Source organism: Streptomyces sp. NPDC046122, assembly GCF_056429965.1.
The window spans coordinates 29380-55227 of record NZ_JBWKLQ010000013.1; the positions used below are offsets into that span (position 1 = coordinate 29380).

Genomic DNA, 25848 nt, shown 5'->3' on the forward strand with positions numbered 1-25848 from the left:
CACGAGCGGCGCGTAGGGCATCGCCGCAGGCCGGGGCACCGCCGGAAACGCCGGGGAGCCGCGCGGCCGATACTGGCTGCGTGGCAAAGAACAACAAGCGGCGCGAGCGCGCCGCCCCCGAGCCCGTCGTCGCGCAGGTCGACGGCGGACTCGCCGAGCTCATACCCGACCGGGACCGCCCGCGCGGCTGGACCCTGCTCATCGACGGCGCCCCGCAGTCCCACGTGGACCTGGACGACCCGTCCCACCTCGACTTCGCGTACCAGCGCAGGCTCGGCCACGTCATCGACCTGACCGCCCCGCCGGGACAGCCCGTGACCGTCCTGCACCTGGGTGGCGGCGCCTTCACCCTCGCCCGCTACGCCGCCGCCACCCGGCCGCGCTCCACCCAGCAGATCGTGGAGCTGGACGCGGCGCTCGTCCAACTGGTGCGCAGGGAACTCCCGCTGGACGCCCAGGCCCGGATCCGCGTCCGCTCGCTCGATGCCCGCGCCGGCCTCGGCAAGGTGCCGGACGGCTGGGCGGACCTGGTCGTCGCGGACGTGTTCGGCGGCGCGCGTACGCCCGGACACCTCACCAGCGCCGAATTCCTCGCCGACGTACGCAGGGCGCTCAAGCCCGGCGGCTTCTACGCGGCCAATCTCGCGGACGGACCGCCGCTCGCGTACCTGCGCGGCCAGATCGCGACCGCGGGCACCGTCTGGCCCGAACTGGCCCTGGCCGCCGACCCGGCCGTGCTGCGCGGCCGCCGCTTCGGGAACGCGGTGCTGCTGGCCTCGGAGCGCACGCTGCCCGTCGCCGAATGGACCCGGCGCGTCGCGACCGACCCGCATCCCGGGCGGGTGGAACACGGCCGGGGACTGGCCGACTTCACCGGGGGCGCCGCCGCCGTCACCGACGCGAGCGCGCGGCCCTCACCGGAACCGCCGGCGTCCGCCTTCCAGTAGGGCCTTGCCGGCCGGGAGACTTCCGGCAGTGAGGTCAGGTCAGGACTTCACGATCTCGACCGTCGGCGCGTGGTGGTGCCAGGTGCAGAAGACCGAGACGCTCGCCGCGCCCCCCGTGAACTCGACCCGGATCCAGTTCGGGTCCTTCCAGACCTGCATCGACCAGCCGGTCGCCGGCGTCGCCGAGACCAGTGAGGCGGAGGTCTTCCCCAGGTCGAACGTGACCCGGCCGCCGTCGGTGCTGTAGCTCTTGACCTGGCCGTCGTTCGCGGGCGCCGGGGGCTGCGCGCGGGAGGCCGGCGGGCTGCCCGGACCGTCCGGCGTACGGCTCGGGGGAGGGGCGCTCCGGCCGGCCGGGGTTCCGGCGGGCGACTGGGAACGCTCCGGTGACCGGGACGGCTTCGCGTCGTCCCCCGCGGCCGCCGGGCGGCGCGTCGACGACGCCTGCGGCTTCGCGCCCTGCGGGGTGCCGCTGCGCGCGGGCAGGTCGGTGGGGACCGGGAGCGCCTGCGGAGGGTCGTACGCCGTCCCCGACATCACCGTGTGCACGCCCCACCAGGACAGCGTGACCGCCGCGCCCGTGGCGAGCGACCACGCGACCGCGTGTACGAATCCTCGTTGCATCCGGGCCATACTGCACCACCCGTCCCACACCGTCCCAGCGGGACCGGCATCACCCGTATGGCGTACGGTGCCGCCCATGGCAAGTGTGCTCGTGGTCGAGGACGACCAGTTCGTACGTTCCGCCCTCATCCGGCACCTGACCGAAGCCGCCCACACGGTGCGCAGCGTCGGCACGGCACTCGAGGCGCTGCGCGAGGTCGCACACTTCCGCTTCGACGTGGTCGTGCTCGACCTCGGTCTGCCCGACCTCGACGGGTCGGAGGCGCTCAAGATGCTGCGCGGCATCACCGACGTGCCCGTGATCATCGCCACCGCGCGCGACGACGAGGCGGAGATCGTCCGGCTGCTCAACGACGGCGCCGACGACTACCTCGTCAAGCCGTTCTCCGTCGAGCACTTGTCCGCCCGCATGGCCGCCGTGCTGCGGCGCGCCCGCTCCGCCGCGGGGGCCGAGCCGCCGTCCCGGGTGCTCCGGGTCGGCGGTCTGTCCATCGACCCGCTGCGCAGGCAGGCGGAGCTGGACGGCGGGCGGCTCGACCTGACCCGCCGCGAGTTCGACCTGCTGGCGTTCCTCGCGGGGCGGCCCGGAGTCGTCGTACCGCGCAAGGAACTGCTCGCCGAGGTGTGGCAGCAGAGCTACGGCGACGACCAGACCATCGACGTGCACCTGTCGTGGCTGCGCCGCAAGCTCGGTGAGACGGCGGCCAGCCCCCGCTATCTGCACACCCTGCGCGGCGTCGGCGTGAAGCTGGAGCCGCCGCGATGAGATGGGCGCTGGTCAAGGTGAGCCTGGCCGTCACGGCGATGGTCGTGGTGGCCTTCGCCGTACCGCTCGGACTCGTCATCAAGGAGATGGCCCGCGACCGGGCCTTCTCCAACGCCGAACGGTGGGCCGCCACCATCGGCCCCACCCTCTCCATCACCACCGACCGCGACTCGCTCGACCGGGCCGTGCAGACCACCGAGGTCGGCATCGAGGGCCGCATGGCGGTGCACGTCCCGGCCTCCGGCGAAGCGGGTGGTCAGCCGCTGGAGATCGGGCGGCGGCGGGCGGCGCAGCGCGACCTGGAGACCACGCGGGAGATCGGCCGCGCCTCGATCTCGGAGGTGCCGGGCGGCTTCGCGCTGCTCCAGCCCACCGCGGTCGCCAGCGGGAAGATCGCCGTCGTCGAGGTCTTCGTGCCCGAGGACGACGTCAGCAACGGCGTGGCCACGGCGTGGCTCGTGCTGGCAGGGGTCGGGATCGCCCTGATCGTGGGCTCGGTGGCGGTCGCGGACCGGCTCGGGGTACGGATGGTCCAGCCCGCCCAGCGGCTCGCGGGCGCGGCGCACGACCTGGGCGAGGGCAGGCTCGGCGTACGGGTGCCGGAGGAGGGGCCGACCGAACTGCGGTCCGCCGCCGTCGCGTTCAACTCCATGGCCGACCAGGTGGTCCAGCTCCTCGCCAACGAGCGGGAACTGGCCGCCGACCTCTCCCACCGGCTGCGCACCCCGCTGACGGTGCTGCGCCTGAACGCCGCGTCGCTGGGCGAGGGCCCGGCCGCCGAGCAGACCAGGGCGGCGGTCGAGCAGCTCGAGCGCGAGGTCGACACGATCATCCGTACGGCGCGCGACCAGCGGTCCCAGACGCAGGGAGCCGCCGGCCACGGGCCCGGTGCGGGCTGCGACGTCTCCGAAGTCGTGCGCGAACGCATGGACTTCTGGTCGGCGCTGGCGGAGGACGAGGGCAGGAAGGTGCGGCTCGCGGGCGTGGAGCGGCCGGTCCGCATCCCGGTCGCCCGCCCCGAACTGGCCGCAGCGCTGGACGCGTTGCTGGGCAACGTCTTCCGGCACACCCCGGTGGGCACGGCGTTCTCGGTGGACGTGCACAACGGCGAGGACGCCGTCATCGTCCTCGTCTCGGACGCGGGCCCCGGCATCGCCGACCCGGAGGCGGCGCTGGTGCGCGGCAACAGCGGCGGCAGGGACGGGTCCACCGGCCTCGGCCTGGACATCGTGCGGCGCGTCGCGGAGTCCACGGGCGGCGACGTGCGCATCGGGCACTCGGTGCTCGGCGGTACGGAGGTCCGCATCTGGATCGGGCTCGGGCTCGACGGGCGGCGCGCGGCGGGGGACCGGAGCGGTCACCGGCTGGGGCGGCGCAAGCGGGCGGGCGCGGCGCCCCGGCGCGTTTTCGACGTGAAGCTTTAACTGGCTCCCATGCCTTCCTTAACGGCGCCCTAAGATCCGCAAGGCCCGTGCCGAACCGGTCATTTGTCCGTTTCCCGCTCGCTAGCGTGCTGCCGCACCCCTACGGCGTGACTTCCGCGCCGTAACCCCCGGGGCCGTCCCCCCGGGGGTTCCCGTAACGCAGAGGCAGGCACGTGATGAGCGGTACGACGCACCGGCGCAGGACGAGCGGCAGGACCAAGGCGCTCGGCGCGGTCGTCGCGGCGGCGGTCGCCGGAGGTGCGGCGTTCGCGTTCACCGGGACGGCGCAGGCCGCCTCGGTCGGCGCGGCCTACACCCGGACCAGCGGCTGGAGCGGCGGCTACACCGGCCAGTACGTCGTCACCAACGAGAGCGGCAGGGCCCGCGCGGACTGGACGCTCGAATTCGACCTGCCGGCGGGCACGAGGATCGGCTCCCTGTGGAACGCCGAGCACACGGTCGACGGCCGGCACGTGACGGTCAGGCCGGCGAGCTGGAACAAGGACCTGGCGCCCGGCGCGTCGGTGACCGTCGGCTTCGTCGCCTCGGCCGACGGCCGCGGCGAGGCCGGCGACCCCACCGGCTGCCTGATCGACGACGTGAAGTGCTCGGTCGACCCCGGCGCCACCCCGCGGCCGAGCGGGCGCCCGACCGAGAACCCCGGGCCCACCGGCTCCGCGACTCCCTCGCAGCGGCCGACGTCGCCCGCCCCGACGACCGCACGCCCGACGACCGCACGCCCGACGACCGCGGCGCCGACGACCGCCGCACCGACCACGCCGGCTCCCACGACCGCGCCGCCGACGGCCGCGGGCGCGCGGTTCGCCCCGTACGTCGACACGTCCCTCCACCCGGCGTACGACCTGGTGGACACGGCCGCCCGGACCGGTGTGAAGGAGTTCAACCTGGCCTTCATCACCTCGGGCGGCGGCTGCGCGCCGCTGTGGGGCGGCGTGACGGAGCTGACGGGCGACAAGGTCGCCGGGCAGATCGGGGCGCTGCGCGCCAAGGGCGGCGACGTGCGGGTGTCGTTCGGCGGCGCGGCGGGGCGTGAGCTGGCGCTGAACTGCGCCTCGGCCGACGAGCTGGCGGCGGCGTACGGCAAGGTCGTGGACGCGTACAGGCTCACCAAGGTCGACTTCGACGTCGAGGGCGCGGCGCTCCCGGACACCGCCGCGAACACCCGGCGGGCGAAGGCGATCGCGCAGCTCCAGAAAAAGCACCCCGGCCTCGACGTGTCGTTCACGCTGCCGGTCATGCCCGAGGGGCTGACCCAGCCCGGGGTCGACCTGCTCGCCGACGCCCGGAAGAACGGCGTGCGGATCAGCGCGGTCAACATCATGGCGATGGACTACGGACCGTCGTACAGCGGCGACATGGGGACGTACGCGGTCCAGGCGGCGACGGCGACGCAGGCCCAGCTCAAGGGCGTGCTCGGCCTCTCGGACGCGGCGGCATGGAAGACGGTCGCCGTCACGCCCATGATCGGGGTGAACGACGTCACCACGGAGATCTTCACCGTCGGCGACGCGACGCAGCTGGTGGAGTTCGCCCGCGAGAAGGGGATCCGCTGGCTGTCCATGTGGTCCTCGACCCGCGACAAGCAGTGCCCGGGCGGGGCGAGGGACACGGCGGACGCGACGTGCAGCTCCGTCCTCCAGGAGCCGCTCGCCTTCACGAAGGCGTTCGCGACGTACAAATGACGGCGGCGGCGCCTCCCCGCGACCACCGGCCCCGCGAGACCGCCACCCCCCGGGCGCGCCCCCGCCGGATCCCCACCCGGCCGGGGCGCGCCGCCCCTTCGCCGGCCGCCGCACGGACGGTCGACGAGATGTTGCCGCCCCGGCGGCCCGCGGTGAGGCTGAGCGGGACGGCACCGGGCCCCGGTGTGCGCGGGCGGACCGCGCCGGCCCGGCCGTGCCGAAGGAGCGAACGCCATGAGGGTCATGCTGCACGCCCACATCGACACCGAGGCCGGCAACGAGGCCATCCGCAACGGCACGTTGCCGCAGATGATGAGCAAGGTTACGGAGCAGCTCAAGCCCGAGGCCGCGTACTTCTTCCCCAGCATGGGGCGGCGGTCCTGCATGTTCTTCTTCGACATGCAGGACAGCTCGCAGCTGCCTCCCGTGGCGGAGACGTTCTTCATGGAACTCGGCGCGGAGGTCGAGATCCTGCCGGTGATGAACGGCGACGACCTCAAGAAGGGTCTGGAGACCCTGGCCTCCCGGGGCAACGGCTGACCCGCCCCGGGCGGGCGGTCGTACGGCACTATCCGGCGACGTTCGCGTAGACGCGCGTCGCGAACTCGGCGATCTGCTCGTCGCTGAGGTTCTTCGCCAGGTTGGCCTCGGTGATCATTCCGACCAGCTGGTGGCCGCCCTGGACGTCGATGACCGGCAGGCGCTTGATCTGGTGCGTCTCCATGCTCTCGAGCGCCTGGTTGGCGTCCGCGTCGGCGTCGATCCAGTGCACGTGTCCGCCCAGCGTGCCGGCCTGGACCGTGGCCGGGTCGACGCCCTCGGCGCAGCACTTCACGACGATGTCGCGGTCGGTGATCAGGCCGGTCAGCCTGTTGTCGTCGCCGCAGATGGGCAGACAGCCGACGTTGAGGTCGCGCATCATCTGTGCCGCGTCGAACAGCGACTGGTGCGCGCCGACGCACTGCACGCCGCTCGTCATGATGTCGCGCGCCTTGAGCTGCTTGTTCGTAGCCATGATCGTGTGTCCTCCCGCGCTCGGAACGTTCTTCTCTCCTCCATTCGATGACAACACGGATGGCTTATGGGCGCCGCTCAGGAGCCGGAGGCCACGGCGTAGTCGCCGAAGCCGACCCAGTCGAGCGTGACGCAGGGTTCGTCGCCCAGGACCCAGGCGTCGTGGCCGGGCGCGATGGCGATGAAGTCGCCCGGTCCGGCTTCGCCGCTCTCGCCGTCGTCCATGACGATCTTCATCCGGCCGCTGACGACGTAGCCGACGTGGGACGCCTGGCAGCTGTCGGTGCCGGCGATGGGCTTGACGTGCTTGGTCCACTGCCAGCCCGGCTCGAAGACCGCGCGGCCCACCGGGCCCCGGTCGGTGTTGAGCAGGTCAAGCCGTCCTTTGCCGTCCTCGAACGGCCGCGTCTCGTCCGCGGAGTCGAAGTTCCTGCATACCACCACGGTCATGATCGTCCGCCTTCCGGTGATCGCACAGCGTTCCCCGAGTCCTCTTCCAGGCTACGCGCCGAGGTGCCCTCCGGTCGGCCGGTCACTCCTCGGAGGCACTGTCCTGGAGGAAGCGCTCCACTTCGTTGGCGACACCCGAGCGCGCGGTCGACGTGCGGGGGCCGGCGCCGGTGGAGCCCTCGTGGACCCCGAGCCCGCCGACCCACACGTACCCGAACGACGGTTCCTCGTCGATCTTGGGGCTGATCTGGATGCTCATGTCCTTGAGGCGGGCGGACGAGGCCGCGACGTAGAGCGTGGCCGTCACCCGGCGCTGCGGATAGAGGTTGAAGTCGTGGATTGCGTCGGCGGCGTACTCGTCGACGAAGGCGCCGTGACCCGCACGCCCCACGCGCACCTCGTAGTGCTCGGGATGCGAGTTGAAATCGATCGAGAAGAACGTGGAGCCGCGGTTCTCGAAGGTGACGTGGAAGCCGACGTACGTCATGCCCTTGGCGTCGTCATGCCGGCCTCGCGGCGGCACGGCCTTCTTGATGCCGTGCACGCGCACGCGTAACCCGGCCCACTCCCCGGACTGGTACTCCTGCCAGTCCCCCACCACGTTCGGCACGTCCATGTCCCACCCCTTCGGCTGACGAAAGCCTAGAGCGAACGGTGATCACAGCACAGACCGCCCGACACCGGGCGGAGGGTCCGAGTCCGCATAAATGCTGCGTAGCCGCGGTGACCGGGGGCACCAGATGCCAGGTCAAGCCGTGGACTGAGAGACCATCACCGGAAGTGGGGATGCATGTTCGGGTTACGCGAAGGACTCAGGGCAGGAGCCGTCGGCGTGGCGGGAGCCGTCGCCTGTACGGCGCTGGTGGCGTGCGGGAGCGACGGCTCGGACCCGGGCGGCAAGGCGGCCGGCGACGAGAAGGCCGCGAAGAAGAGCCCCGGAGCCCGGGAGGACGGAACGGCGGCCGTCCGTACGGCGTACGAGAGGACCGCCGAGGCCGAGACGGCGCGCATGACGCTGACCACGCGGACCTCCGCCGAGGGCCGGACCGTGTCAGCGAACGGCCGGGGAGTCATCGACCTCGCCGAGGGCGACAGCGAGATGACCCTCACCGCCGACGGGCAGAAGATCGAGCAGCGGGTCGTCGACGGCGTCCTCTACCAGAAGCTGCCCAAGGACCAGCAGGCGAAGGTGCCGGGCAAGAAGCCCTGGATCAAGATCGACCTCAAGAAGGCCGCCCGGCAGAGCGGCGGCGGCTCCTCGCAGGCCAACGACCCGGCCGAGTCCGCCGGGTTCGCCAGGGGCGTCACCGACAAGGACGTCAAGAAGCTCGGCACAGAGCAGGTCGGCGGCACGAACACGACGCGCTACCGCGTCACCGTCGACGTCGACAAGCTCGCCGGTTCCGGCGACCGCGCCAAGGCCGAACAGCTGAAGAAGCAGCTCGGCCCGACGCTGCCGATGGACGTCTGGCTGGACGACGACGGGCGCATCCGCCGTCAGCAGATCGACATGCAGGTGAAGGCGCCCGAGGGTGCGCAGTCCGGCGGCCCGCAGAAGGCCGAGGTCCGGACCGTCGTCGAGTTCAGCGACTTCGGCGCCGAACTGGACGCCGAGGCCCCGCCGGCCGACCGGACCGCCGACATGACGGGCAGGGCGGCGCAGCAGCGGTAGTCCGCCGCTCTCCCGGCCCGGACAGCCCCCGCGCCCGCCGGGGATCCGCCTCCCGACCGGCGGGACGGGCGGACCCCGGCGGCGCCGGTCACCGGCCCCCGCTCACTCCTCCAGCACGGGATAGGGCAGTGCGCCCGTCCTGGCGACCCGGGAGTACCACCGCGCGCTGGCCTTCGGAGTGCGCTTCTGCGTCTCGTAGTCGACGTACACCGCCCCGAACCGCTTGCTGTAGCCGTACGCCCACTCGAAGTTGTCCATCAGCGACCACAGGAAGTACCCGCGCACGTCCGCGCCGTCCCGCATCGCCCGGCGCACCGCCGCCAGGTGGCCGTGCAGGTAGCGGATGCGGTCCGGGTCGTGGACCGCGCCGTCGTCGCCCGGCTTGTCGTCGTACGCCGCGCCGTTCTCGGTGACCATCAGCGCGACCCCGGGCGCCTCCTCGGCGTACCGCGTCAGCAGGTCGTACAGGCCGGTCGGGTCCACCGACCAGTCCATCGCCGTCAGTTCGCCCGGCGGCTGGTGGAAGGCCACCGTCTCCGATCCCGGCCAGGGGGAGTGGTCGCTGGCGCCGTGGCCGTCGTGGCGGGAGCCGTCGCCGCCGGCCGGCGCCGAGACGACCGCGGGCGCGTAGTAGTTGACGCCGAGGAAGTCGACCGGCGCACCCGCCGTCGCCGGGTCCCCGTCCTGTACGAACGACCAGTCCGTCAGGTGCGCGGTGTCGGCCAGCAGGTCGGCCGGGTAGGCGCCCCGCAGCATCGGGCCCGTGAAGATGCGGGTCGCCAGGGCGTCGATGCGGCGCTGCGCGTCCAGGTCCTCCGCCGACCGCGTCAGCGGCCTGACCGCACTCGGGTTGAGGCTCACGCCGATCCTCGCCCGCCCCGGCAGGGCGGCCCTCAGCGCCTGCACGCCCAGGCCGTGCGCCAGGTTCAGGTGGTGGGCGGCGCGCAGGGCGGCCACCGGGTCGGTACGGCCGGGGGCGTGCACGCCGGACCCGTACCCCAGGAACGCACTGCACCAGGGCTCGTTGAGGGTGGTCCACAGCTCCACGCGGTCACCCAGGGCGTCGGCGACGAGCCCCGCGTACTCCGCGAAGCGGTGGGCGGTGTCCCGCTCCGGCCACCCGCCCGCGTCCTCCAGCTCCTGCGGCAGGTCCCAGTGGTACAGGGTGAGGCTGGGCGTGATGCCGGCGGACAGCAGCTCGTCCGTCAGCGCGCGGTAGAAGTCGAGGCCGCGCCCGACGGCCGGTCCCCGGCCGGTCGGCTGGACGCGGGGCCACGACACCGAGAACCGATACGCGTTCAGCCCCAGGTCCGCCATCATCCGTACGTCGTCCCGCATGCGGTGGTAGTGGTCGACCGCCACGTCGCCCGTGTCGCCGTCCCGCACCTTCCCCGGCGTACGGCTGAAGGTGTCCCAGATCGACGGGGTGCGGCCGTCCTCGCGCACGGCGCCCTCGATCTGGTAGGCGGCGGTCGCCGAGCCCCACAGGAATCCGGGCGGAAAGCTGTCGGTGCCTTCGGTCATGGAAGCACTCCTGGTGGTGGGAGGAAGGTGTGAGAACCCGGGCGTCAGCCCTTGACCGCGCCCTGCATGATCCCGCCGACGATCTGCCGTCCGAAGAGCAGGAAGGCCAGCAGCAGCGGCAGCGTGCCCAGCAGAGCGCCGGCCATGACGACCGACTGGTCGGGCACGAAGCCCTGACCGAGGTTGGCGAGCGCCACCTGCACGGTCGGGTTGTCCTGCGTCAGCGCGATGACGGGCCAGAAGAAGTCGTTCCACGCGGCCACGAAGGTGAGCATGCCCAGCACCGCCATCGCGGGCCTGGCGGCGGGGAACACGATGTGCCAGATGATCCGCAGGCTGCTCGCGCCGTCGACCCGCGCCGCCTCGACCAGCTCGCTGGGCAGCGCCTGCGTCAGGTACTGGCGCATGAAGAAGACCCCGAAGGCGCTGACGAGAGTCGGCAGGATGACGGCCTGGAGCTGATCGGTCCACTCCAGCTCGGCCACCGTCATGAACAGGGGTACGACGCTGAGCTGCGGCGGCACCATCATCGTCGCCACGACCAGCAGCATCAGCACGTTCTTGAACCGGAAGCGCAGCTTGGCGAAGGCGAAGCCGGCGAGGGTCGAGAAGAGCACCGTGCCCAGGGCGACGGTCCCGGCCACCACCGCCGTGTTCAGCAGGGCCAGCCCCATGTTCGCGTCGGTCCACGCCGTCTGGAGGTTCTTGAGGAGGTTCCCGCCGAACCAGAACGGCGGCGGCGTCTGGGACAGCCGGGTGTTGTTGCGGGAGGCCGCGATCGCCGTCCACACGAGCGGGAACAGCGACCCGACCGTGAAGACGACGAGGACGGCGTACGTGACGGGGCCGCCGTGGAGGTGGCGCCCGGCCCGGGCGCGCAGCACCGGCTGCCTCGGTTGGGTCGGCTTCATCAGCTCTTCCTCAGGCGGCGCGTGACCAGCAGGTGGATGCCCGCCACGATCAGCAGGATCAGGAACATCGCCCAGGCGATCGCGGAGGCGCGCCCGAGGTGGAAGTTGAACCAGCCCTGTTCGTACAGGTAGAGACCGAGGGTCTGGAACTGGTGGGACGCCCCGCCCTTCTGGCCGCCCGCCCCGCCGAACAGCAGCGGTTCGCCGAACAGCTGCGTCGCGCCGATCGTCGACACCACGACCGTGAAGAGGATCGTCGGCCGCAGCGAGGGGATGGTGACGTGCAGGAACTGCTGCCACCGGGTGGCGCCGTCCAGCGCCGCCGACTCGTACAGGTCGTTCGGCACAGCCTGCATCGCGGCCAGATAGATCAGCGCGTTGTACCCGGTCCAGCGCCAGATGACGATGGTCGACACCGCGATCTGGGACGACAGCGTCCCGCTCTGCCAGTCGACCTTCCCGAGCCCCACCGCGTCGAGCGCCCAGTTGATCATCCCGTAGTCGCGCCCGAACAACAGCACGAAAACGAGCGTCGCGGCCGCCACCGACGTGGCGTACGGCGTGAGGATCGCGACCCGGAAGAAGGCCGAGGCGCGCAGCCGGTAGTTGAGCAGGTGCGCGATGCCCAGCGCCATCAGCAACTGGGGCACCGTCGAGAGGATCCCGATGGTGAAGGTGTTGCGCAGCGCGTTCCAGAAGAACTCGTCCTGCAGGAGCCGCGTGTAGTTGTGCAGCCCCACCCACTCCATGTCGTTCGGCGCCGACAGCGACACACGGTGCAGCGACGACCAGCCCGTGTAGAGGAGGGGGAAGACCCCGAAGGCCGCGAAGAAGAGGAAGAAGGGGGCGACGAAGGCGTACGGGCTGTACTTCGTGTCCCAGCGGTAGCGCCTGCTGCGCCACACCCGCCGGCGGTCGTCGGCCCGCGGCGGTGCGACGGCCGCCGACGGCGGGTCGCCGGCCGGGACCGCGTCCCCCGAGGAGGGGGACGCGGCCGGACCGGCCTGGTCGGTGTACGGACGCATCAGCCGTCCACCGCGTTGTCGATCTCCTTCAGGGCCGCCTTCCAGCCCTCCTGCGGGCTCTTGCCCTGCTGCTCCACCTGGAGGATGCCGACGTCACCGAAGGCGGTGCCGATCTGCTGGTCCTTCGGGCCGATCACCAGCGTGGGGATGCCCTGGGCGGCCTCGGCGAAGAGCCGGCCGGTCGGGGCGTCGCCGAAGTACGGGTTCTTGGCCGACGAGACCACGTCCATCTCGTACGCCGGCGGGGTCGAGGGGAAGCTCGCCTGCTTGTCGAAGAGCTTCGCCTGCTGTTCGGGTGCGGTCAGCCAGGCCGCCAGCTTGACCGCCTCGGCCTTGTTCTTGCCGGCCTTCGGCACGCCGATGAAGGAGCCGCCCCAGTTGGCCGGCTTGGGGGCCGCGGCGACGTCCCACTTGTCCTCGCCCGCCGCGCCCGCCTTCTCCTTGATGTACCCGAGCATCCACGGCGGGCAGGAGACGGTGGCGAAGGAGCCGTTGGCGTACGCCTGGTCCCACGCCTTGTCGAACTGCTTGAGCTTGGCGGTCAGTCCGCCCTCCGCGGCCTGCATGGCCAGGTCCCAGGCCGTCTTCACGGCCGGGCTGTCCTTGTGGATCAGCTCGCCCTCGGCGTTGTAGAACCGCTCCGCGTACCCGTTGTTGACGGCGGCGAAGAGGCCGGCCGCCGAGTCGGTGAAGGTGGTGCCCTTCGGCCCGTTCTTCTTGTACCTCTTGCCCGCGTCGACGTACTTCTGCCAGTCGCCCGCCCAGAGCTTGCCCACAGCCTCGCGGTCGGTCGGCAGCCCCGCCTTCTCGAAGAGGTCCTTGCGGTAACACAGGCCCATCGGACCGATGTCGGTGCCGAGCGCGACGGTCCGCCCGTCCTTGGTGGACCCCTGCGCCCACTTCCAGTCGAGCCAGTTCGCCTTGTCGACGCCGGGCGCCTTCGACAGGTCCTCGAACTTGTCGGCCTGCGTCGTGACGATCTCGTTGATGTTCCCGACCTCTATGGCCTGGATGTCCTGGAGTCCGCTGTTCGCCGCGAGGTGGGTGAGCAGCTCCGGGTAGTACGTGTCGTTGCGCTCGGTCACGTCCTCCTTGATGACGATCTCCGGGTGCAGCTTCATGTACTCGTCGTAGAGCCCGGCCTGCTTGTAGCCGAAGACGCCGAAGGTGCCGATCTCGATCGTGGTCTTCCCCCGGGCGTCCCTCGTACCGCCGCCGGAGCCGCCCGTTCCCTCGTCGCTGTCCTCGGCGCAGCCGCCGAGGAGGCCCGCGCCGAGTGCGACGACGGCGGCGACGACCACCGCTCTGCGACGCGTTCGGGTACTGGTGCGCATTGCGTCCTCCTTTGCCCTGACGTGCCGACCCCCCGGCCAACTGTGCTGGTACGGCCCGCAGTTGCGGCTTCGGTCCGGGCGGGGAACGTGCGGGACGTGTATGAGTCAGGTACGGTGGGAGCGCTCCCATGTGTGATGTGTTGAAGGTTCGCGGCTCCCCGCGGGGGTGTCAAGGTTCCGGACGGCGGATTTCTTGTCCGAGACCGCCATGAGATATTGCGCAGCGCCGGACGGCGACCGGACGGGGTCCGGACGGGGCACAGTTTGGGGAGGTCGGGACATGGTGACGCACGGAATCCGGGGCCCGGGGGGCCGCAGGGGCGGGCGGCCGACCCTGGAGGAGGTGGCCGCGCGCGCGGGTGTCGGCCGGGGCACCGTCTCGCGGGTGGTCAACGGCTCCCCGCGGGTCAGCGAGGAGACCCGCGCCGCCGTGGAGGCCGCCGTCCACGAGCTGGGGTACGTACCGAACCGCGCGGCCCGCGCCCTGGCCGCCAACCGGACGGACGCCATCGCGCTCGTCGTCCCGGAGGTCGAGTCCCGCTTCTTCGCCGAGCCCTACTTCTCCGACATCGTGCGCGGCGTCGGCGCCGCGCTCGACAGCACCGAGATGCAGCTGCTGCTCACCATCGTCGGCAACGACCGCGAGCGCAGCCGCCTGGCCCACTACCTCGCCGGCAACCGGGTCGACGGCGTGCTGCTCGTCTCCGTACGCGCCGACGACCCGCTGCCGGAGCTGCTGGTGCCGCTCGGCATCCCGGCGGTCATCAGCGGCCGCAGATCCGAACGCGAGCCGCTCCCGTGGGTCGACGCGGACAACGTGTCGGGCGCCCGCGCCGCCGTCGACCACCTCATATCCCGCGGCCGCCGCGCGATAGCCACCATCACCGGCCGGCTCGACATGTACAGCGCCCAGTGCCGGCTCGACGGCTACCGCCAGGCCCTGGCCGGGGCCGGCCTCGACGCCGACGAGCGGCTGGTCGCCCCCGCCGACTTCACCGAAGAGGGGGGCCGCCGCGCCATGACGGACCTCCTCGACCGCTGCCCCGGCCTCGACGCCGTCTTCGCCGCGTCCGACGTGATGGCGGCGGGCGCCCGCCAGGTCCTGCGGGAGCGGGGCCGCAGCGTTCCCGGCGACGTGGCGCTGGTCGGCTTCGACGACTCGGCCATCGCCCGCCACATGGACCCGCCCCTGACCAGCGTCCGGCAGCCGATAGAGGAGATGGGGCGGGAGATGACCCGCGTCCTGCTCGCGGAGATCGAAGACCGGCGGCCGACCGGGACGCGCAAGGCCGGCCGGCCGCAGATCATGCTGCCCACCGAACTGGTCGGCCGGGCTTCCTCGTGATCAGAGCGCTGGGTGGGCGTTCTTCAGCAGCTCCTGGAACTGCGCGGAGAACCACGCCCCGGAGAGCGGCGCGTTCGGCAGCGCTCCCGACATGTTGTTGTTGTTCCGCGGGTTGCCGGTGTACGTCGGGTCGCACATCCGGTCGAAGCCCTTGCCCTCGTCGTTCGGGATCGCCTTGCTGGCGCCGTCCGACTCGCCCGGCGGCTTCATCCACACGTACGCGTCGATGCCCGCGGCGGGAGCGGCCTTGGGACGCTCCCCGAGACCGGCCCCCGACTGGTTGCACCAGTTGCCGAGGTGGATGCGCCGGTCGTAGCGGCCGCCGTTGACGTACGTGTCGACGCTGGTCGTCGCGCCGGGGCCGGACGGCCGGGCCGTGCCGCCCCAGCCGTTGCGGGAGGTGTCGATCAGCATGCCGAGGTTCTGGTCGAAGCCGAGCGAGACCAGCTTGGCGCGCATGGCCTGGGCGTACGACAGCTCGTCGGTGTACCGGTTCCAGTCGACCCACTTCGACTGGCGCACGGACACGCCGCCCACCGCGTCCTCGATCTTGAAGTGGTCCTCCTTCAGTGCGCTGTAGTTGGCCGTGTTGACGATGAAGCCGTGCACCTTGGAGACCGTCGAGCCCTCGGCCGTCGCGGCCTGCTTGAACAGCTCGGCCGACGCGCCGAAGTTGTCGTCCCAGCCGAGCCAGCCGTGGTGGCCGGCGTCCACGTAGTTGTAGACGTTGCCGATCGCGCCCAGCTTGTTCAGCGCGTACCCGACGCCCTTGATGTAGTTGCCGTTCGCCTTCATCACGTCGCAGTTGGGCGTGGCGGTCGGGCGCGGGGTCACATTGGTGACCAGGTTGGGCAGCGAGTCGATCTCGACGGTCGTGACGATGCGCAGGCCCGCGTACTTCGGGTCGGCGAGTATCGCGGTGATGGGGTCGATGTACTGCGTCTTGTACTTGTCGATGTCGTTGGGGCCCAGTTCGCCGTTGGAGGCGAGCGCGGCGCAGTCGCGGCCCGGCAGGTTGTAGATCACCAGCTGGACGACGAGCTGGCCGGAGCCCTTCTGCCGCAGCGCCTCGTCGAGGTGGTCGCGCAGGCCCATGCCGTCGCCCACGCCCTCGATCGCGGCCGTGCGGTCCAGCCAGACGCCGGTGGGCTGGTCGGCAACTCGGGAGCCGCCGGGCTCGGCGGCGGCCTTCGCCGACCACTCGGGGTTCACGTAGCCCTTGGCGCCGCTGTACGGGTTGTCGACGCGGCCGGACGGAGGATCGGTGGGACCGGGAGGGTCGGTCGGGCCGCCGGGACCGCCGTTGCAGGTCACCCCGTTCAGCTTGAACGTGGCGGGCACGGCGTTGGCGCCGCTGTACGAGGCGTTGAAGCCGAAGGAGGTGGAGCCGCCGGTGGCCAGCGCGCCGTTGTACGACACGTTCTTGGCGGTGACGGCGGCGCCCGACTGGGTGACGGCGGCATTCCAGTGCTGGGTGACCCGCTGGTTGCCGGCGTACGTCCACTCCAGCGTCCAGGAGCTCAGCGGGTCGCCGGTGTTGGTGACGGTGACGTTGGCGCCGAAGCCGGCGTCCCACTGGTTGGTGACCTTGTAGTCGACGGTGCAGCCGGGAGCGGCCGCCCCCGCCGACGTGGTCAGGGCGGTGGCGGTGGCGCCGGTCGCCGCGAGCAGGGCGCAGGCGGCCAGGAGAGCGGTGCGGCGCCGGGTGGGCGCGGCTGTGGTGGGGTTCATGTCCGGGGGGAACCTCTCAGTCGAGGGCGCGCAGGCGGTCGCGCAGCCCGATGCCGAATGCGGTGGGTGTGCCGTTGTAGTCGCTGATCAGGGCCGGTCCCGAGGAGCAGTTCCAGGTGTTCCAGGTCCAGCCGAGGTAGGACGCGCCACGGGCGTCGAACCAGTCCATGACGCGGTCGACGAAGCCGTGGGCGCAGGTGTTCTCGCCGATCTCGCCCGCCACGAGCGGCAGGCGCGCGGCGACCGGCGCGAGCTGGGCGTCCCAGCAGGTCTCGCTCGCACAGGCGTTGAAGTTGTAGACGTGCCAGGCGGCGGCGACATTGCCCGCCGGGTCGTCGGGCGCGTACTGGAGCCACCTGCTCAGGTCGTTGGCGTACGCGATGCCGCTGACCAGGACGAGGTTCTGGGCGCCGGTGGCCCGCACCGCGTCGAGGAGGTCCTGCATCCCGGCGACCTCGTAGCCGATGCCGGGGCACGTGCCGCCGTCGCGCCAGCAGGCCCACGCCTGCTCCGGTGTGGAGGTGGCCCGGTCGGGATACGGCTCGTTGAAGAGATCGAATACCACCTTCCGGTCGTCCTTGAAGGCATTCGCGACCGAGGTCCAGAAAGCCGGTGTGTATTGCGCGTTCGGCATCGGCTTCTGGCAGCTGGCGTGAATGTCGTGGCAGCCCGCGGAATTCCCGGTGTACTGGCCGTGCGTCCAGTGGAGTTCGACGACCGGGGTCATTCCGTGATCCTCGACGCGACGCACGAAATCACGGACGGCCGCGATGTAGCGGGCACCCGCGTACTCGGGTTTGATGTTGCTCAGGCCGAGCCAGCACTCCTCGTTGAGCGGAATGCGCACGGTGTTGGCGTTCCAGTCGGCGATGGCCCGTACGGACGCGTCGTCGACCGGCCCGTCGAAGATCCCGTGGCCCTGTACGCACATGAACTCGCCGCCGGAGCGGTTGACCCCGAGCAGCCGGCGGGTGGCGCCGTCGCGGTCGACGAGCTTGTTGCCCAGGACGCGCAGCTCGGGCGGTCCGGTGGGATCGGGCGGGTCGGGCGGATCGGTGGGGTCCGGTCCCGGGTCGCCGGGCTGGCCCGTGCCGCACGCCACGCCGTTGAGCCGGAAGGCCGTGGGCGCGGGGCCCGCCGCCGTACGGGAGGCGAGGAATCCGGCGGTGACGCTGCCGCCGGCGGCCAGCGAGCCGTTCCAGCTCTCGTTGGCCGCGGTGACGCCCGTACCCGCCTGGGACCACTTGGCGTTCCAGCCCTGGGTCACCTTCTGCCCGGCGGGCAGGTCGAAGGTGAGGGCCCAGCCGCCCATCGCGGCGCTGTTGTTGGTGACGGTCACGGCCCCCTGGAAGCCGCCGTCCCACTCACTGACGACGGAGTACGCCACCGTGCAGGCGGGACCGGCCGCGGAGGCCGGGGAGGGCGGCGGCAGTGCGACGCCCGACAGGGCGAGCAGCGCGCCGGCCCCCAGAACGTGAAGACGCGGGGGTGGTCGACGTAAGAATGATCGCATTGGAGCGACTCCCTGCTGGTCGGCAGCGCCTTTACGGCACTCGACGAACGGAATCGCTCCCACTGGTTTCATCGGAAGGTAGCGCCAACCAGTGAATTGGGCCAGGGGGCATGGAGAACTTCTGCTGTCGAATTAATTCGACAGTTCGCTCTTGTCTTTTCCCTTGACACACATTGCGCCCCGCTCGACGCTTGGGAGCGCTCCCACTGGTTCAAGACTTGTGCGTTCGACCCACCGCTCAACCACCCCCACGGACATCAGGAGAGCCGAGACGACAGACGACCTCATCCGCTGCCTGCCATGAGCCCCCCGGCATCGCGGCGCGACGCCCGCCGGGGCGGTCCCTCCAGCGGTAGTGCGCTGCGGCGCAGCCTCGATGATCCGCTCCGGGTGCTGGAGCCAGACGCGCTGGCCCCGGGCGGTCACCGCCAGTCCGAAGTCGCTCGGCTCGGGGCGGCCGAGCGCGGCGTACTCCTGGCGCACCCGGTGGACCTCCTGCCGCAGGCCGCGCGACCCGTACTCGCACGCGTCCTCGCCGGTAGCGGCCGTGGCCGCGGACCCGTCCTGGTCCTTCAGCCGCACCTGAGCAGACGGTGCGAGCGCAGTCGTCATCGAGACCGCCGTCGAGGTGCCGCGCCCGGCCCGCGCGACGCAGGAGCGGGCGAATCTGCTGGGCATCTCCGTGGGCGATCTGATCACGCAGATCGAGCGGACGTACTACGACCGCGACGGCCGCCCGGTGGAGACGGCGGACATCACGGTCGCGGACGTGCGGTGGGAGATCGCCTACGAGTTCGGCATCGAGCACCCGGACGGCTGACCCCGGAGGCCCCGGGGCGGCGGCAGTGCCGCATGACGGGGCCGCAACTCGACCTCCGGCGGGGGCGTTTCGGGCACGAAGAAGCCCCGGCCTGTTTTCACAGGTCGGGGCTTGATCGTTCAGGGTGAGTGACGGGACTTGAACCTGATTTTTTGCCCCATCGTGACCTGGGGTTATGCAGGAAAGCAGGACATATTGTCCATTTTCGATGACGCTCGATGTCGCTCGGTGACGTCAAATGCGGTCCGAGGAGGCGGCCTGTTCCCGTGGGAACACCCCTCTGCGGCGGTCCCCTTGGCCCTCGCGGGGTGAGTTGAAAACTCCCCATCCGCAGCGCACGGGATCATGACTACGCCCCCGGCCGTGTCGCAGCCGGGGGCGTAGCGGCCACTCTCCGCGAGCCTGGGGAGCATTGCGGGGAGTGCCGTTCGTGTGGGGGTGTGGCTCGACTGGGGTACCCACACTTTCCCAGATCATGCAGTGTAGGTTTTGCCCTACAGATCTTCGATCATGAACCCGCGAACGTGATCGGGTGCCGCGCTCTGTCCCCCCGCCTGACTGGGTCCTCTCCCGTCGCCGAGCCATCGGGGACCAGATCCGCGCAGCGCGGTTGTACGCGAACTTGACGCAAGAGGACGTGGCGCTCAAAACCGGGATGGACCGGGCGGCGTACAACCGGATCGAGCAGGGGCACGCGTCGCCGTTACTCGACTCGCTGATCCTCATTGCCGACGCGATCGACGTACCGCTCAGCGACCTCGTGCGGCAGTGAGCAGAGCGCCGGCCGCCCGCCTCGGGGGGAAGCGGACGGCCGGAGCTGTCGAGGTGGCCTACTGGGCGGGCTGGCCCGAGCCGGGGCAGTAGTCCGTGCCGGTGCCGCCGGACTGGTGAGGAGTGGTCGGCTGGCCGGACTCCGAGCCGACGCCGGCACCGCACACGGGGCAGTATCCGTAGAGCTGGCCGGGGTCGAATCGGTTAGACGTGGTGCACATATCAGTTCCTCCGGTTGGGAGTGGTGCTGACAGAGGTGGTGCCACCCGCCCCAGGTAGGGCGGGAGTCTTAGACGGCGGGCTGAAGGTCGAAGGCTCGGCCGCCGAGGGACTGCCCGGGACGGGCGTTGTGGTGGAAAAGGCAGAAGGCCCTCGCCCCGCTGTGGAAGATCACGCCGAACCCGGGATTCTGGCTGGCGGAGTCGTAGCCGTAGACCTGTGCGATCTGACGGTTTCGGGAGTTGATGATCGCTGCGGCGAGGTACTCCTGTGCGCGGGCGGGGGTGACCTTGCCTCCCTCGTACAGGTCCGGGTACTGGACCTCAGCCGGCGCGTCGCCCTCCACCGGGATCTCGGGCCCTTCCCACTTGTCGCCGGGGGCCGCAGCCGCGGTGATGCCGAGCCAGAGCTGAGCGCCCGTGGTGAAGGTCACGCGGACCCCGCGCAGGTGCTCGGCGTCGCCGCTCCAGGCGTCCGCGGACTGTACGTCCGGGGCCTTGGCGAGGGCTTCGACGGCGAAAGCGTGGAATGTATCAAGGCGCATATGTGATCATTTCCTTCCGTGGCGGCCGGCCCAGTCTAGGTGGGGCGCGAGTCGCCGCGTGGTGCGGGCGGGAGATGCGCGGGCAGTGCCCGGGGGTAGCTGGTGGGGCGGGTCGCGCCGCTCGCCGGTGCCAGATCTTCGGGCGTGATCGGCGGTCCGTGCCACAGCAGTGTGACCCCGTGCTCTTCGCATCGGGCGCCGACGTCGTCCTCGTCGGGCATCTGGTGGCGGCCCTTGGGGCACTGCGTCATCGCCGTGCCTCGCGTTCGGCTCGGCGCAGGCGTGCGCCCACGGGACAGCCAGACTCGAAGCAGCGAGGGCAGCGGACCGCGTGCTCCAGGACTGCCTTGTACGCCGCGTCGCCCGGCGGTGCCGGTGCGGTCTGCGTCCGGCCTGCGCGCTCGGTCACTGCTCTGCCTCTCTGTCGAGTTCCGCCCAGACGACGTCCCCGTCCGGGGTGCGGTCGTGTCCGTACCGCGGGGCTTGCGCGAGCGCAGTAAGGACGGTGGTGCGGGTGATCGAGGGGAGGTCCTCGGGAAGGTTCGCCTCGACGCGGATGCGGTCGGGTGTCTCGTCGAGCCGGGGCTCACTGCCGGTTGCCGCCGCGAGCATCGCGGCGATGGCCGTGGCCTGGGTCTCGGCGGAACGCATAGCTGTCCCCTTCGTGATCGCTTGATCACCCGTCGTGATGCTGAGTATTCAGCTTCAACCTGATGGGTTAGCTTTGTCAATGTCGAGTACGACCCCCGGAGCTGCCGCATATGCCACGCGAAACGCCTTACCTTCAGGTGGCCGACGCCCTGCGCGCCCGGATCAAAGCGGGCGAGTGGGCCATCGGCGAGAAACTCCCCAGCCGCGCCCGCTTCGCCGAGGAATACGGGGTCGGGCAGTCCGTTGCCCAACGTGCGATGGAGCGGCTCATCATTGAGGGCCTCCTCGAAGGCCGGTCTGGGTCCGGCACCTACGTCCGCCGGCCGCGCGAGCGCCTGCGCATGGTCCGCTCCCGGCACCGCGAGCGCCGCGGCGGGTCGCCCTTCCGTGCGGACATGAAGGAGCAGGGCCGCGCCGGGACTTGGGAGTCCCGCAGCGTCGCCCGCACCCCAGCACCCGAGCACATCGCGGAGCGCCTGGCCATCGAACCCGGTGACCTGTGCGTCGTCACCCGGTACGAGTTCCTCGCCGACGGGCTGCCCGTCCAGCTCTCCGAATCGTGGGAGCCGATGGCCATTACCGACGGGACGCCCATCGTGCTGCCCGAAATGGGACCGCACGCCGGTGCTGGGGTCGTCGAGCGGATGAGGTCCATCGGCGTCGAGATCGACACGGCCGTGGAGATTCCTCGCCCTGCCCGCGCGAGCCAGGAGCAGGCGAACCTCCTCGGCATCTCCGTGGGCGATTTGGTTATGCAGATCGAGCGGACCTACTACGACACCGACGGGCGGCCGGTCGAGACCGCAGACATCGTCGTCCCTGACGTGCGCTGGGAAGTCGCGTACGAGATCGGCATGCAGCGCGACTGACGGTCAGCTCTCCAGCAGCTCCAGCACCGGGGCGGCCATCGTGGCGAACCCGGCGTCGGACAGGTGCACCGAGTCGGAGCCAGCCGCGCCCGTCCCCGCGGACGTGCCCCAGTAGCCGAGCGTCGACCAGTACGGCCACGAGTTGCGGCCGATCTGCCACCAGTCGACGACCGCGGCCCCGTACGTGGCGGCCAGGCTGCGCAGGCGGGACGCGTACTCGGGGTACCGGTAGTTCGCCGTCGTGTGCCGGCCGAGGTGGGGCAGGCCGATAATGATGTCGGTGTCGCCCTGCGAGGTGCCGATGTCCCGGACGCCGCGCAGCCACGCCGCGACGTTGTCGACCCACACGTCGGGTGCCACGTCGGCGGACGCATCGTTCGGTCCGGCGGTGTAGATCGCCAGGTCGCATGGGTAGTTGGTACCGCCGTTCCAGGTGGCGTTGAGCGCGGTCTCGGGCAGCGTGCTGTACGACCCTGACCCGGCGCCCGCCCGCGCGAGGTTGTGCACGATGACGCCGCTGGCGTTCTCGCCGGACACCCCGGCCACCGTGAGGTACTGGCCAGCCACGGTCGTCCCGCAGGTGAGGACGACGCTGTGCGTCCCGGTGGAGAGGCCGGTGATCGTGGTGACCTGGACAGCCGCCGACCCTGCGGGGACGGTCACGGTTACCGGGGCCCCGCCGTCGATGGCGTACGTGAACGATGGGCGGGTGCCGCCGCTGATGGTGTAGATCCGCACCGTGCTGCCGCGCACCGCGAACGTCATCGTGCTGCCCGTGGTCTCGGTGTAGACGCCGGTGATGCCGGGCCCGTACCGGTTGCCGGACAGCGACCAGGTGCCGGTCTGCCCGACGATCGCGCCGACAGCCTGCCACGCGGCGAGCGCCGCGGCGTCGCCCCCGGCGAGGACGGTAGAGGACAGCGAGGAGGACATGAACCCTCCGCCACCGTCGCCGTACTGGCCCTGGAGCGTGGTGCGCACGAGGCCCGGCCAGCTCTTGGTGATCGGGTTCGAGGCGTAGAACCCCTGCGTCGCGGAGCCGCCGAGGGTGACGATGCGGGCCAGGCCGGTGCCGGCCGCCGCCTGTGCGCGGGCCGCCCGCCAGTGCGTGCCCCACCCGTCGGGCACGTACACCCCCTTCAGTGACGGGGCGGCCGCGTCGATCACCATCCCGTACTGCGCCAGGCCCTGCACCAGGGACGACAGGCGCTCACCCTCGGACGTGCCGGACACCGTGCGCTGGGTAACGGGCGCTTGCCCGAACAGGCCGAGGGTGTTCGCCGTCCCGTCTGCGAGCAGGACGTGTTGGCCGCCCGGTCGCTTCACCGCGAGCGTGTCGTCGACGACTTGGAGGGGGCCGTCGACGTTGACGCCCTGGAGCCAGGCTGTGCCCTGCTCGATCGCTGCGACCCGGTTGAGGCAGTTCTGGACGAATCCGTCCAGGTTGGTGACCGCGCCGCCGAGGTCGGTCACGGTCGAGTTCAAGGTGCCGAGCGCGGTCGACGTGGCGAACTTCGCGTCAGCCCATGCCCGGTCGCTGTGCGGGTCGGCGGCCGCCGAGTGCGTGACGATGGCCTGGTCGGTGTACGCCTCGGCGTCGGCGTTCGAGCCGTCCGCACCCGCCGGACCCTGCGGGCCGACCGGACCCGCCGGCCCCGTAGGGCCTGCCGGACCGGGCGGCCCCTGCACGAGGACGTACTCCCCCTCGTCGGCCCCGCCGGGCGTCAGGGCTGCGAGGTCGACCTCCCCCAGCGCGGCAGGCAGCGACACGTAGACGGCGTCGTCGCCCGTCTCGACGCGGTACGTCCACCCCGTCGGCGTGCACCCGACGGCGTCGGTGGCGAGGAGTGTGACAGTCCACTGACCAGCGGCGTCGGGGGTGACGACGACCGTCGTGTTGTCGACGACGACGCCGTGGGTACTGCTGACGACGCGCGTCGGCGTGGGCCGGATGCGGACACGCACAGGATTGCCCGCGCCATCGGCGAGAGTCTGATGACCGGCCAGGGTGACAGTCTGGACACCGGGCGGAAAGGGCATGGTCACACTCCAGTTCGGTTGTACTCATCCACCAGCGGGTGAGCGGGGTCGGGCTCGATACCGGCGTGGTGCATCTGCCGGGCCCACCGGTCGGTGGTCCATGCGAACGCCCGGAGCAGCGACTCCAACCGGGACTGGCGGGAACGGAGCTGGCCGTTCTCCGCATCGACCCTGTCGACCGTGGCTTGCAGCACCTTGAAGTTCTCGGCGGACTGCACGGGCGCGGCCGCAGCCTTGGCCGCCGCCTCGTTCGCTCGCGCCGTGGCCTGTGCCGCCTTCACCGTGGCGCGTGCCACGAAATATCCGCCGCCGCCGAGGACGCTCCCCGCTGCGACGATCAGCGCCGTGATCTCTGCCAGGGTCACGAGCCCTTACCTTTCCGGGCACGCCGCGGCGGTGGGGGCACCGAATGTTCCGGCAGCGTGGCGGCCCACATGATGACCCCGATGTGCGAGGTGAGGTACCACGCGGCGACGAAACCGCCGCGTGCGAAGTCGCCGTTGATGACGGCGAAGAGGTAGGCGGTGGCCCACGCCGATGGGGGGAGGAGAGCGGCGAGGAATCCGAGCCAGTCGCGGCCGATACGGAGGAACGCAGAGAACAGCGTGACGAGCCCGGCAATGATCCATAGCCACGCCCAGGACTCCAGGCCGCACCACTGTGTCAGCAGGTCGAGGCCCTGTGGGTCGGGCTGCGGGATGACGATGAACCCCACCCCGTAGCAGGTCTTGCCGGTGCCGAGGATGGCGAGGAACGTGCCGCGGCGGCCCAGGTGCTGGGTCAGCCACCGGGCCGCCCGGCACATCAGACGCCTGCCGCTGTGCTGGCGCTGTTCTTGTTGCCGACGGCGCGGGCAGCCACGCCCTTCAGCAGCGCTGCGGCGGCGGCCAGGCCGCCTACGCCGACGGACTCCCAGAACGAGGCGGAGAACATCGAGGCGGGGCCGGCCGCCAGGGCGACGGCGCTCGCGCCGCCGAGGAAAGTCCAGATCACGCGCTCGGCGAGATCCTTCGCGTACGTCTTGCCGGTCTTCACGACGGTCTGAGCGTCAGGCAGAGAGTGCATGGACATGAGGTGATCCGTTCTGTGAGGGCCTGGCCCATGGACAGGGTCAGGGGGTCGGGGTGTCGGGCACGTCGAGGCGGACCTCAACGTTCTCGATGGCGGTCGTCAGTTCGCGGACGATGGCCGCGGGGTCCAGGTCGCCGACGTCGGCGGTGAGCTTGGCGACAGCGCCGACGAGCTGGCGGTTGACGGTGGTGAGCGCGCCGACCTGTGCCTTGAGTGCGGACACGTCGCGTGCCGTGGTGCGCAGGTAGTCGTAGGTGTCGCGCGGTTCGTCCTTGCCCTTGTACCGCCAAGGCGCGGCCTCGCGGTTGTCGTACAGGGCCTTGAGCTGCTTGGCCTGCTCGGGTGTCATGTCGTCCTCCTGGGTGGTGGGTCGGGGTGCGCCTGCCTTGGCCCATGCGTAGACCGCATCGCCGGGGCAGGTGGTGGCGTAGCCGTCTCGGTGGCCGCCGAGCCAGGTGCCGGCGGGGCCCTCGGCGCGGCAGTAGTCGATGGCGTCGCGGGCGCCGTGGAGCTGCTCGTCGGTGGGCTTGGTGAGGCCGCTGGAGCCGACGAGCAGGCAGACGGCGTAGTTCTCTTCGTTGAGGCTGGTGTTGCCGTTCGCGCTGTTGCGGCGGCGCAGGCCGCGGCCCTCGTACACGTAGCCGTGGGTGCAGACGAGGAAGCTGTAGCCGATGTCGGACCAGCCGTTGCCGTCCATGTGGGACGCCTGCAACGAGCGGACGTACGCGGCGCACTGGTCGTGCGCTCGGGCGCTGTACGCGGTGCCGAGGTAGTGCAGCTTCACACCCCGGCGGGGGCCGCTGTAGAGAGTCGCGCCGCCGGGGGTGCGGTAGTCGCGGGCGCCCCACTGGGATCGGGTGACGAGTCGCATGGGCTGCTT

The 25848-nt window shown here is 71.2% G+C and carries 28 protein-coding genes and 1 pseudogene; 11 read left to right on the forward strand and 18 right to left on the reverse strand.

The features are described from left to right. The first annotated feature begins 80 nt into the window (after positions 1-80). The gene (locus tag AC07FK_RS26785; protein WP_479107500.1) at positions 81-947 is read left to right on the forward strand and encodes a spermidine synthase; all 867 of its coding nucleotides are present in this window, start codon (positions 81-83) and stop codon (positions 945-947) included. A gap of 39 nt (positions 948-986) precedes the next feature. Here the strand turns inward: AC07FK_RS26785 and AC07FK_RS26790 are convergent, their stop codons facing one another. Next, complete coding sequence (locus AC07FK_RS26790; protein ID WP_479107502.1) at positions 987-1571, reverse strand: hypothetical protein; 585 nt, start codon at positions 1569-1571, stop codon at positions 987-989. A gap of 76 nt (positions 1572-1647) precedes the next feature. Here AC07FK_RS26790 and AC07FK_RS26795 point away from each other — a divergent pair, with 76 nt between their 5' ends. The 4 genes from AC07FK_RS26795 to AC07FK_RS26810 all read left to right on the forward strand — a co-directional run bounded on the left by AC07FK_RS26795 (position 1648) and on the right by AC07FK_RS26810 (position 6004). Continuing rightward, positions 1648-2337 (forward strand): response regulator transcription factor, encoded by a 690-nt coding sequence (locus tag AC07FK_RS26795; RefSeq protein ID WP_479107503.1) that lies wholly within the window; start codon positions 1648-1650, stop codon positions 2335-2337. Beyond that, positions 2334-3761, forward strand: a complete 1428-nt coding sequence (locus tag AC07FK_RS26800) for a sensor histidine kinase (RefSeq protein ID WP_479107504.1) — start codon at positions 2334-2336, stop codon at positions 3759-3761. The genes AC07FK_RS26795 and AC07FK_RS26800 overlap by 4 nt, the downstream gene beginning before the upstream one ends. A gap of 176 nt (positions 3762-3937) precedes the next feature. Then, entirely contained in the window at positions 3938-5464 is a 1527-nt protein-coding gene (locus tag AC07FK_RS26805; protein WP_479107505.1) for a glycoside hydrolase family 18 protein, read from the forward strand. A gap of 234 nt (positions 5465-5698) precedes the next feature. Further along, positions 5699-6004 carry a hypothetical protein gene (locus AC07FK_RS26810; protein WP_479107506.1) on the forward strand — a complete coding sequence of 102 codons (306 nt, stop codon included), beginning with the start codon at positions 5699-5701 and terminating at the stop codon, positions 6002-6004. A gap of 28 nt (positions 6005-6032) precedes the next feature. Here AC07FK_RS26810 and AC07FK_RS26815 read toward each other — a convergent pair whose 3' ends face one another. The 3 genes from AC07FK_RS26815 to AC07FK_RS26825 form a co-directional block, all read right to left on the reverse strand. Beyond that, on the reverse strand, positions 6033-6479 hold the full coding sequence (locus AC07FK_RS26815) for a CBS domain-containing protein (RefSeq protein ID WP_138905334.1): 447 nt from the start codon (positions 6477-6479) through the stop codon (positions 6033-6035). Positions 6480-6556: 77 nt separating this feature from the next. Next, positions 6557-6928, reverse strand: coding sequence for a cupin domain-containing protein (locus AC07FK_RS26820; RefSeq protein WP_479107507.1), 372 nt, complete (start codon positions 6926-6928; stop codon positions 6557-6559). A gap of 82 nt (positions 6929-7010) precedes the next feature. Then, positions 7011-7544, reverse strand: coding sequence for a hypothetical protein (locus AC07FK_RS26825; RefSeq protein WP_479107508.1), 534 nt, complete (start codon positions 7542-7544; stop codon positions 7011-7013). Between the two features lie 216 nt (positions 7545-7760). On the opposite strand from AC07FK_RS26825, the gene AC07FK_RS26830 reads away from it, so the two are divergent. Beyond that, on the forward strand, positions 7761-8600 hold the full coding sequence (locus tag AC07FK_RS26830; protein WP_479107509.1) for an SCO4651 family lipoprotein: 840 nt from the start codon (positions 7761-7763) through the stop codon (positions 8598-8600). Positions 8601-8702: 102 nt separating this feature from the next. Here the strand turns inward: AC07FK_RS26830 and AC07FK_RS26835 are convergent, their stop codons facing one another. Genes AC07FK_RS26835 through AC07FK_RS26850 form a run of 4 tightly spaced genes read right to left on the reverse strand, consistent with a single transcriptional unit; the run spans position 8703 to position 13394 of the window. Next, entirely contained in the window at positions 8703-10124 is a 1422-nt protein-coding gene (locus AC07FK_RS26835) for a GH1 family beta-glucosidase (protein ID WP_479107510.1), read from the reverse strand. Between the two features lie 44 nt (positions 10125-10168). After that, positions 10169-11035 carry a carbohydrate ABC transporter permease gene (locus AC07FK_RS26840; protein WP_479107511.1) on the reverse strand — a complete coding sequence of 289 codons (867 nt, stop codon included), beginning with the start codon at positions 11033-11035 and terminating at the stop codon, positions 10169-10171. Further along, positions 11035-12060: a carbohydrate ABC transporter permease gene (locus AC07FK_RS26845; RefSeq protein ID WP_479107512.1), complete on the reverse strand. Its 1026-nt coding sequence runs from the start codon at positions 12058-12060 to the stop codon at positions 11035-11037. The genes AC07FK_RS26840 and AC07FK_RS26845 overlap by 1 nt, the downstream gene beginning before the upstream one ends. Next, entirely contained in the window at positions 12060-13394 is a 1335-nt protein-coding gene (locus AC07FK_RS26850; protein ID WP_479107513.1) for an ABC transporter substrate-binding protein, read from the reverse strand. Before AC07FK_RS26850 ends, AC07FK_RS26845 begins: the two co-directional genes overlap by 1 nt. Before the next feature lie 280 nt (positions 13395-13674). Between AC07FK_RS26850 and AC07FK_RS26855 the strand changes: the two genes are divergently transcribed. Further along, positions 13675-14739 carry a LacI family DNA-binding transcriptional regulator gene (locus AC07FK_RS26855; RefSeq protein WP_479107514.1) on the forward strand — a complete coding sequence of 355 codons (1065 nt, stop codon included), beginning with the start codon at positions 13675-13677 and terminating at the stop codon, positions 14737-14739. Here the strand turns inward: AC07FK_RS26855 and AC07FK_RS26860 are convergent, their stop codons facing one another. Both AC07FK_RS26860 and AC07FK_RS26865 read right to left on the reverse strand, forming a co-directional pair. After that, the gene (locus AC07FK_RS26860; protein ID WP_479107515.1) at positions 14740-16470 is read right to left on the reverse strand and encodes a glycoside hydrolase family 6 protein; all 1731 of its coding nucleotides are present in this window, start codon (positions 16468-16470) and stop codon (positions 14740-14742) included. Positions 16471-16486: 16 nt separating this feature from the next. Next, positions 16487-17983, reverse strand: a complete 1497-nt coding sequence (locus AC07FK_RS26865; RefSeq protein ID WP_479107516.1) for a cellulose binding domain-containing protein — start codon at positions 17981-17983, stop codon at positions 16487-16489. Between the two features lie 376 nt (positions 17984-18359). On the opposite strand from AC07FK_RS26865, the gene AC07FK_RS26870 reads away from it, so the two are divergent. From AC07FK_RS26870 to AC07FK_RS26880, 3 genes and pseudogenes are all read left to right on the forward strand, one after another. Beyond that, positions 18360-18569, forward strand: a complete 210-nt coding sequence (locus AC07FK_RS26870) for a hypothetical protein (RefSeq protein WP_479107517.1) — start codon at positions 18360-18362, stop codon at positions 18567-18569. 18 nt (positions 18570-18587) lie between these two features. Then, positions 18588-18803: pseudogene (locus AC07FK_RS26875) on the forward strand (UTRA domain-containing protein); the annotation flags it as partial. A 532-nt stretch (positions 18804-19335) separates the two neighbouring features. After that, entirely contained in the window at positions 19336-19575 is a 240-nt protein-coding gene (locus AC07FK_RS26880) for a helix-turn-helix domain-containing protein (RefSeq protein ID WP_479107518.1), read from the forward strand. A 58-nt stretch (positions 19576-19633) separates the two neighbouring features. Here the strand turns inward: AC07FK_RS26880 and AC07FK_RS26885 are convergent, their stop codons facing one another. From AC07FK_RS26885 to AC07FK_RS26895, 3 genes are all read right to left on the reverse strand, one after another. Beyond that, entirely contained in the window at positions 19634-19795 is a 162-nt protein-coding gene (locus AC07FK_RS26885; RefSeq protein ID WP_479107519.1) for a hypothetical protein, read from the reverse strand. A 68-nt stretch (positions 19796-19863) separates the two neighbouring features. Beyond that, a complete protein-coding gene (locus AC07FK_RS26890) occupies positions 19864-20337 on the reverse strand; it encodes a hypothetical protein (protein ID WP_479107520.1) in 474 nt (157 codons plus the stop codon). Positions 20338-20742: 405 nt separating this feature from the next. Beyond that, the gene (locus tag AC07FK_RS26895) at positions 20743-20988 is read right to left on the reverse strand and encodes a hypothetical protein (RefSeq protein WP_479107521.1); all 246 of its coding nucleotides are present in this window, start codon (positions 20986-20988) and stop codon (positions 20743-20745) included. A 110-nt stretch (positions 20989-21098) separates the two neighbouring features. On the opposite strand from AC07FK_RS26895, the gene AC07FK_RS26900 reads away from it, so the two are divergent. Continuing rightward, positions 21099-21857: a GntR family transcriptional regulator gene (locus tag AC07FK_RS26900; protein WP_479107522.1), complete on the forward strand. Its 759-nt coding sequence runs from the start codon at positions 21099-21101 to the stop codon at positions 21855-21857. Positions 21858-21860: 3 nt separating this feature from the next. Here the strand turns inward: AC07FK_RS26900 and AC07FK_RS26905 are convergent, their stop codons facing one another. The 5 genes from AC07FK_RS26905 to AC07FK_RS26925 are packed head-to-tail and all read right to left on the reverse strand — an operon-like array spanning position 21861 to position 25839. Beyond that, entirely contained in the window at positions 21861-23897 is a 2037-nt protein-coding gene (locus AC07FK_RS26905; protein WP_479107523.1) for an SGNH/GDSL hydrolase family protein, read from the reverse strand. Positions 23898-23899: 2 nt separating this feature from the next. Further along, on the reverse strand, positions 23900-24262 hold the full coding sequence (locus tag AC07FK_RS26910) for a hypothetical protein (RefSeq protein ID WP_479107524.1): 363 nt from the start codon (positions 24260-24262) through the stop codon (positions 23900-23902). Beyond that, complete coding sequence (locus AC07FK_RS26915) at positions 24259-24702, reverse strand: hypothetical protein (RefSeq protein ID WP_479107525.1); 444 nt, start codon at positions 24700-24702, stop codon at positions 24259-24261. The genes AC07FK_RS26910 and AC07FK_RS26915 overlap by 4 nt, the downstream gene beginning before the upstream one ends. Next, a complete protein-coding gene (locus AC07FK_RS26920) occupies positions 24702-24962 on the reverse strand; it encodes a hypothetical protein (RefSeq protein WP_479107526.1) in 261 nt (86 codons plus the stop codon). Before AC07FK_RS26920 ends, AC07FK_RS26915 begins: the two co-directional genes overlap by 1 nt. Positions 24963-25008: 46 nt before the next feature. Continuing rightward, positions 25009-25839 (reverse strand): peptidoglycan recognition protein family protein, encoded by an 831-nt coding sequence (locus AC07FK_RS26925; RefSeq protein WP_479107527.1) that lies wholly within the window; start codon positions 25837-25839, stop codon positions 25009-25011. Between the last annotated feature and the right edge of the window lie 9 nt (positions 25840-25848).

Coding starts and splice junctions, on each gene's coding strand:
- AC07FK_RS26855 (WP_479107514.1), top strand. CDS start 13,675: ATGGTGACGCACGGAATCCGGGGCCCGGGGGGCCGCAGGGGCGGGCGG.
- AC07FK_RS26835 (WP_479107510.1), bottom strand. CDS start 10,124: ATGACCGAAGGCACCGACAGCTTTCCGCCCGGATTCCTGTGGGGCTCG.
- AC07FK_RS26870 (WP_479107517.1), top strand. CDS start 18,360: ATGATCCGCTCCGGGTGCTGGAGCCAGACGCGCTGGCCCCGGGCGGTC.
- AC07FK_RS26925 (WP_479107527.1), bottom strand. CDS start 25,839: ATGCGACTCGTCACCCGATCCCAGTGGGGCGCCCGCGACTACCGCACC.
- AC07FK_RS26895 (WP_479107521.1), bottom strand. CDS start 20,988: ATGCGTTCCGCCGAGACCCAGGCCACGGCCATCGCCGCGATGCTCGCG.
- AC07FK_RS26845 (WP_479107512.1), bottom strand. CDS start 12,060: ATGCGTCCGTACACCGACCAGGCCGGTCCGGCCGCGTCCCCCTCCTCG.
- AC07FK_RS26820 (WP_479107507.1), bottom strand. CDS start 6,928: ATGACCGTGGTGGTATGCAGGAACTTCGACTCCGCGGACGAGACGCGG.
- AC07FK_RS26825 (WP_479107508.1), bottom strand. CDS start 7,544: ATGGACGTGCCGAACGTGGTGGGGGACTGGCAGGAGTACCAGTCCGGG.
- AC07FK_RS26850 (WP_479107513.1), bottom strand. CDS start 13,394: ATGCGCACCAGTACCCGAACGCGTCGCAGAGCGGTGGTCGTCGCCGCC.
- AC07FK_RS26920 (WP_479107526.1), bottom strand. CDS start 24,962: ATGCACTCTCTGCCTGACGCTCAGACCGTCGTGAAGACCGGCAAGACG.
- AC07FK_RS26800 (WP_479107504.1), top strand. CDS start 2,334: ATGAGATGGGCGCTGGTCAAGGTGAGCCTGGCCGTCACGGCGATGGTC.
- AC07FK_RS26890 (WP_479107520.1), bottom strand. CDS start 20,337: ATGCGCCTTGATACATTCCACGCTTTCGCCGTCGAAGCCCTCGCCAAG.
- AC07FK_RS26865 (WP_479107516.1), bottom strand. CDS start 17,983: ATGCGATCATTCTTACGTCGACCACCCCCGCGTCTTCACGTTCTGGGG.
- AC07FK_RS26815 (WP_138905334.1), bottom strand. CDS start 6,479: ATGGCTACGAACAAGCAGCTCAAGGCGCGCGACATCATGACGAGCGGC.
- AC07FK_RS26840 (WP_479107511.1), bottom strand. CDS start 11,035: ATGAAGCCGACCCAACCGAGGCAGCCGGTGCTGCGCGCCCGGGCCGGG.
- AC07FK_RS26860 (WP_479107515.1), bottom strand. CDS start 16,470: ATGAACCCCACCACAGCCGCGCCCACCCGGCGCCGCACCGCTCTCCTG.
- AC07FK_RS26795 (WP_479107503.1), top strand. CDS start 1,648: ATGGCAAGTGTGCTCGTGGTCGAGGACGACCAGTTCGTACGTTCCGCC.
- AC07FK_RS26805 (WP_479107505.1), top strand. CDS start 3,938: ATGAGCGGTACGACGCACCGGCGCAGGACGAGCGGCAGGACCAAGGCG.
- AC07FK_RS26790 (WP_479107502.1), bottom strand. CDS start 1,571: ATGCAACGAGGATTCGTACACGCGGTCGCGTGGTCGCTCGCCACGGGC.
- AC07FK_RS26885 (WP_479107519.1), bottom strand. CDS start 19,795: ATGTGCACCACGTCTAACCGATTCGACCCCGGCCAGCTCTACGGATAC.
- AC07FK_RS26810 (WP_479107506.1), top strand. CDS start 5,699: ATGAGGGTCATGCTGCACGCCCACATCGACACCGAGGCCGGCAACGAG.
- AC07FK_RS26915 (WP_479107525.1), bottom strand. CDS start 24,702: ATGTGCCGGGCGGCCCGGTGGCTGACCCAGCACCTGGGCCGCCGCGGC.
- AC07FK_RS26900 (WP_479107522.1), top strand. CDS start 21,099: ATGCCACGCGAAACGCCTTACCTTCAGGTGGCCGACGCCCTGCGCGCC.
- AC07FK_RS26905 (WP_479107523.1), bottom strand. CDS start 23,897: ATGCCCTTTCCGCCCGGTGTCCAGACTGTCACCCTGGCCGGTCATCAG.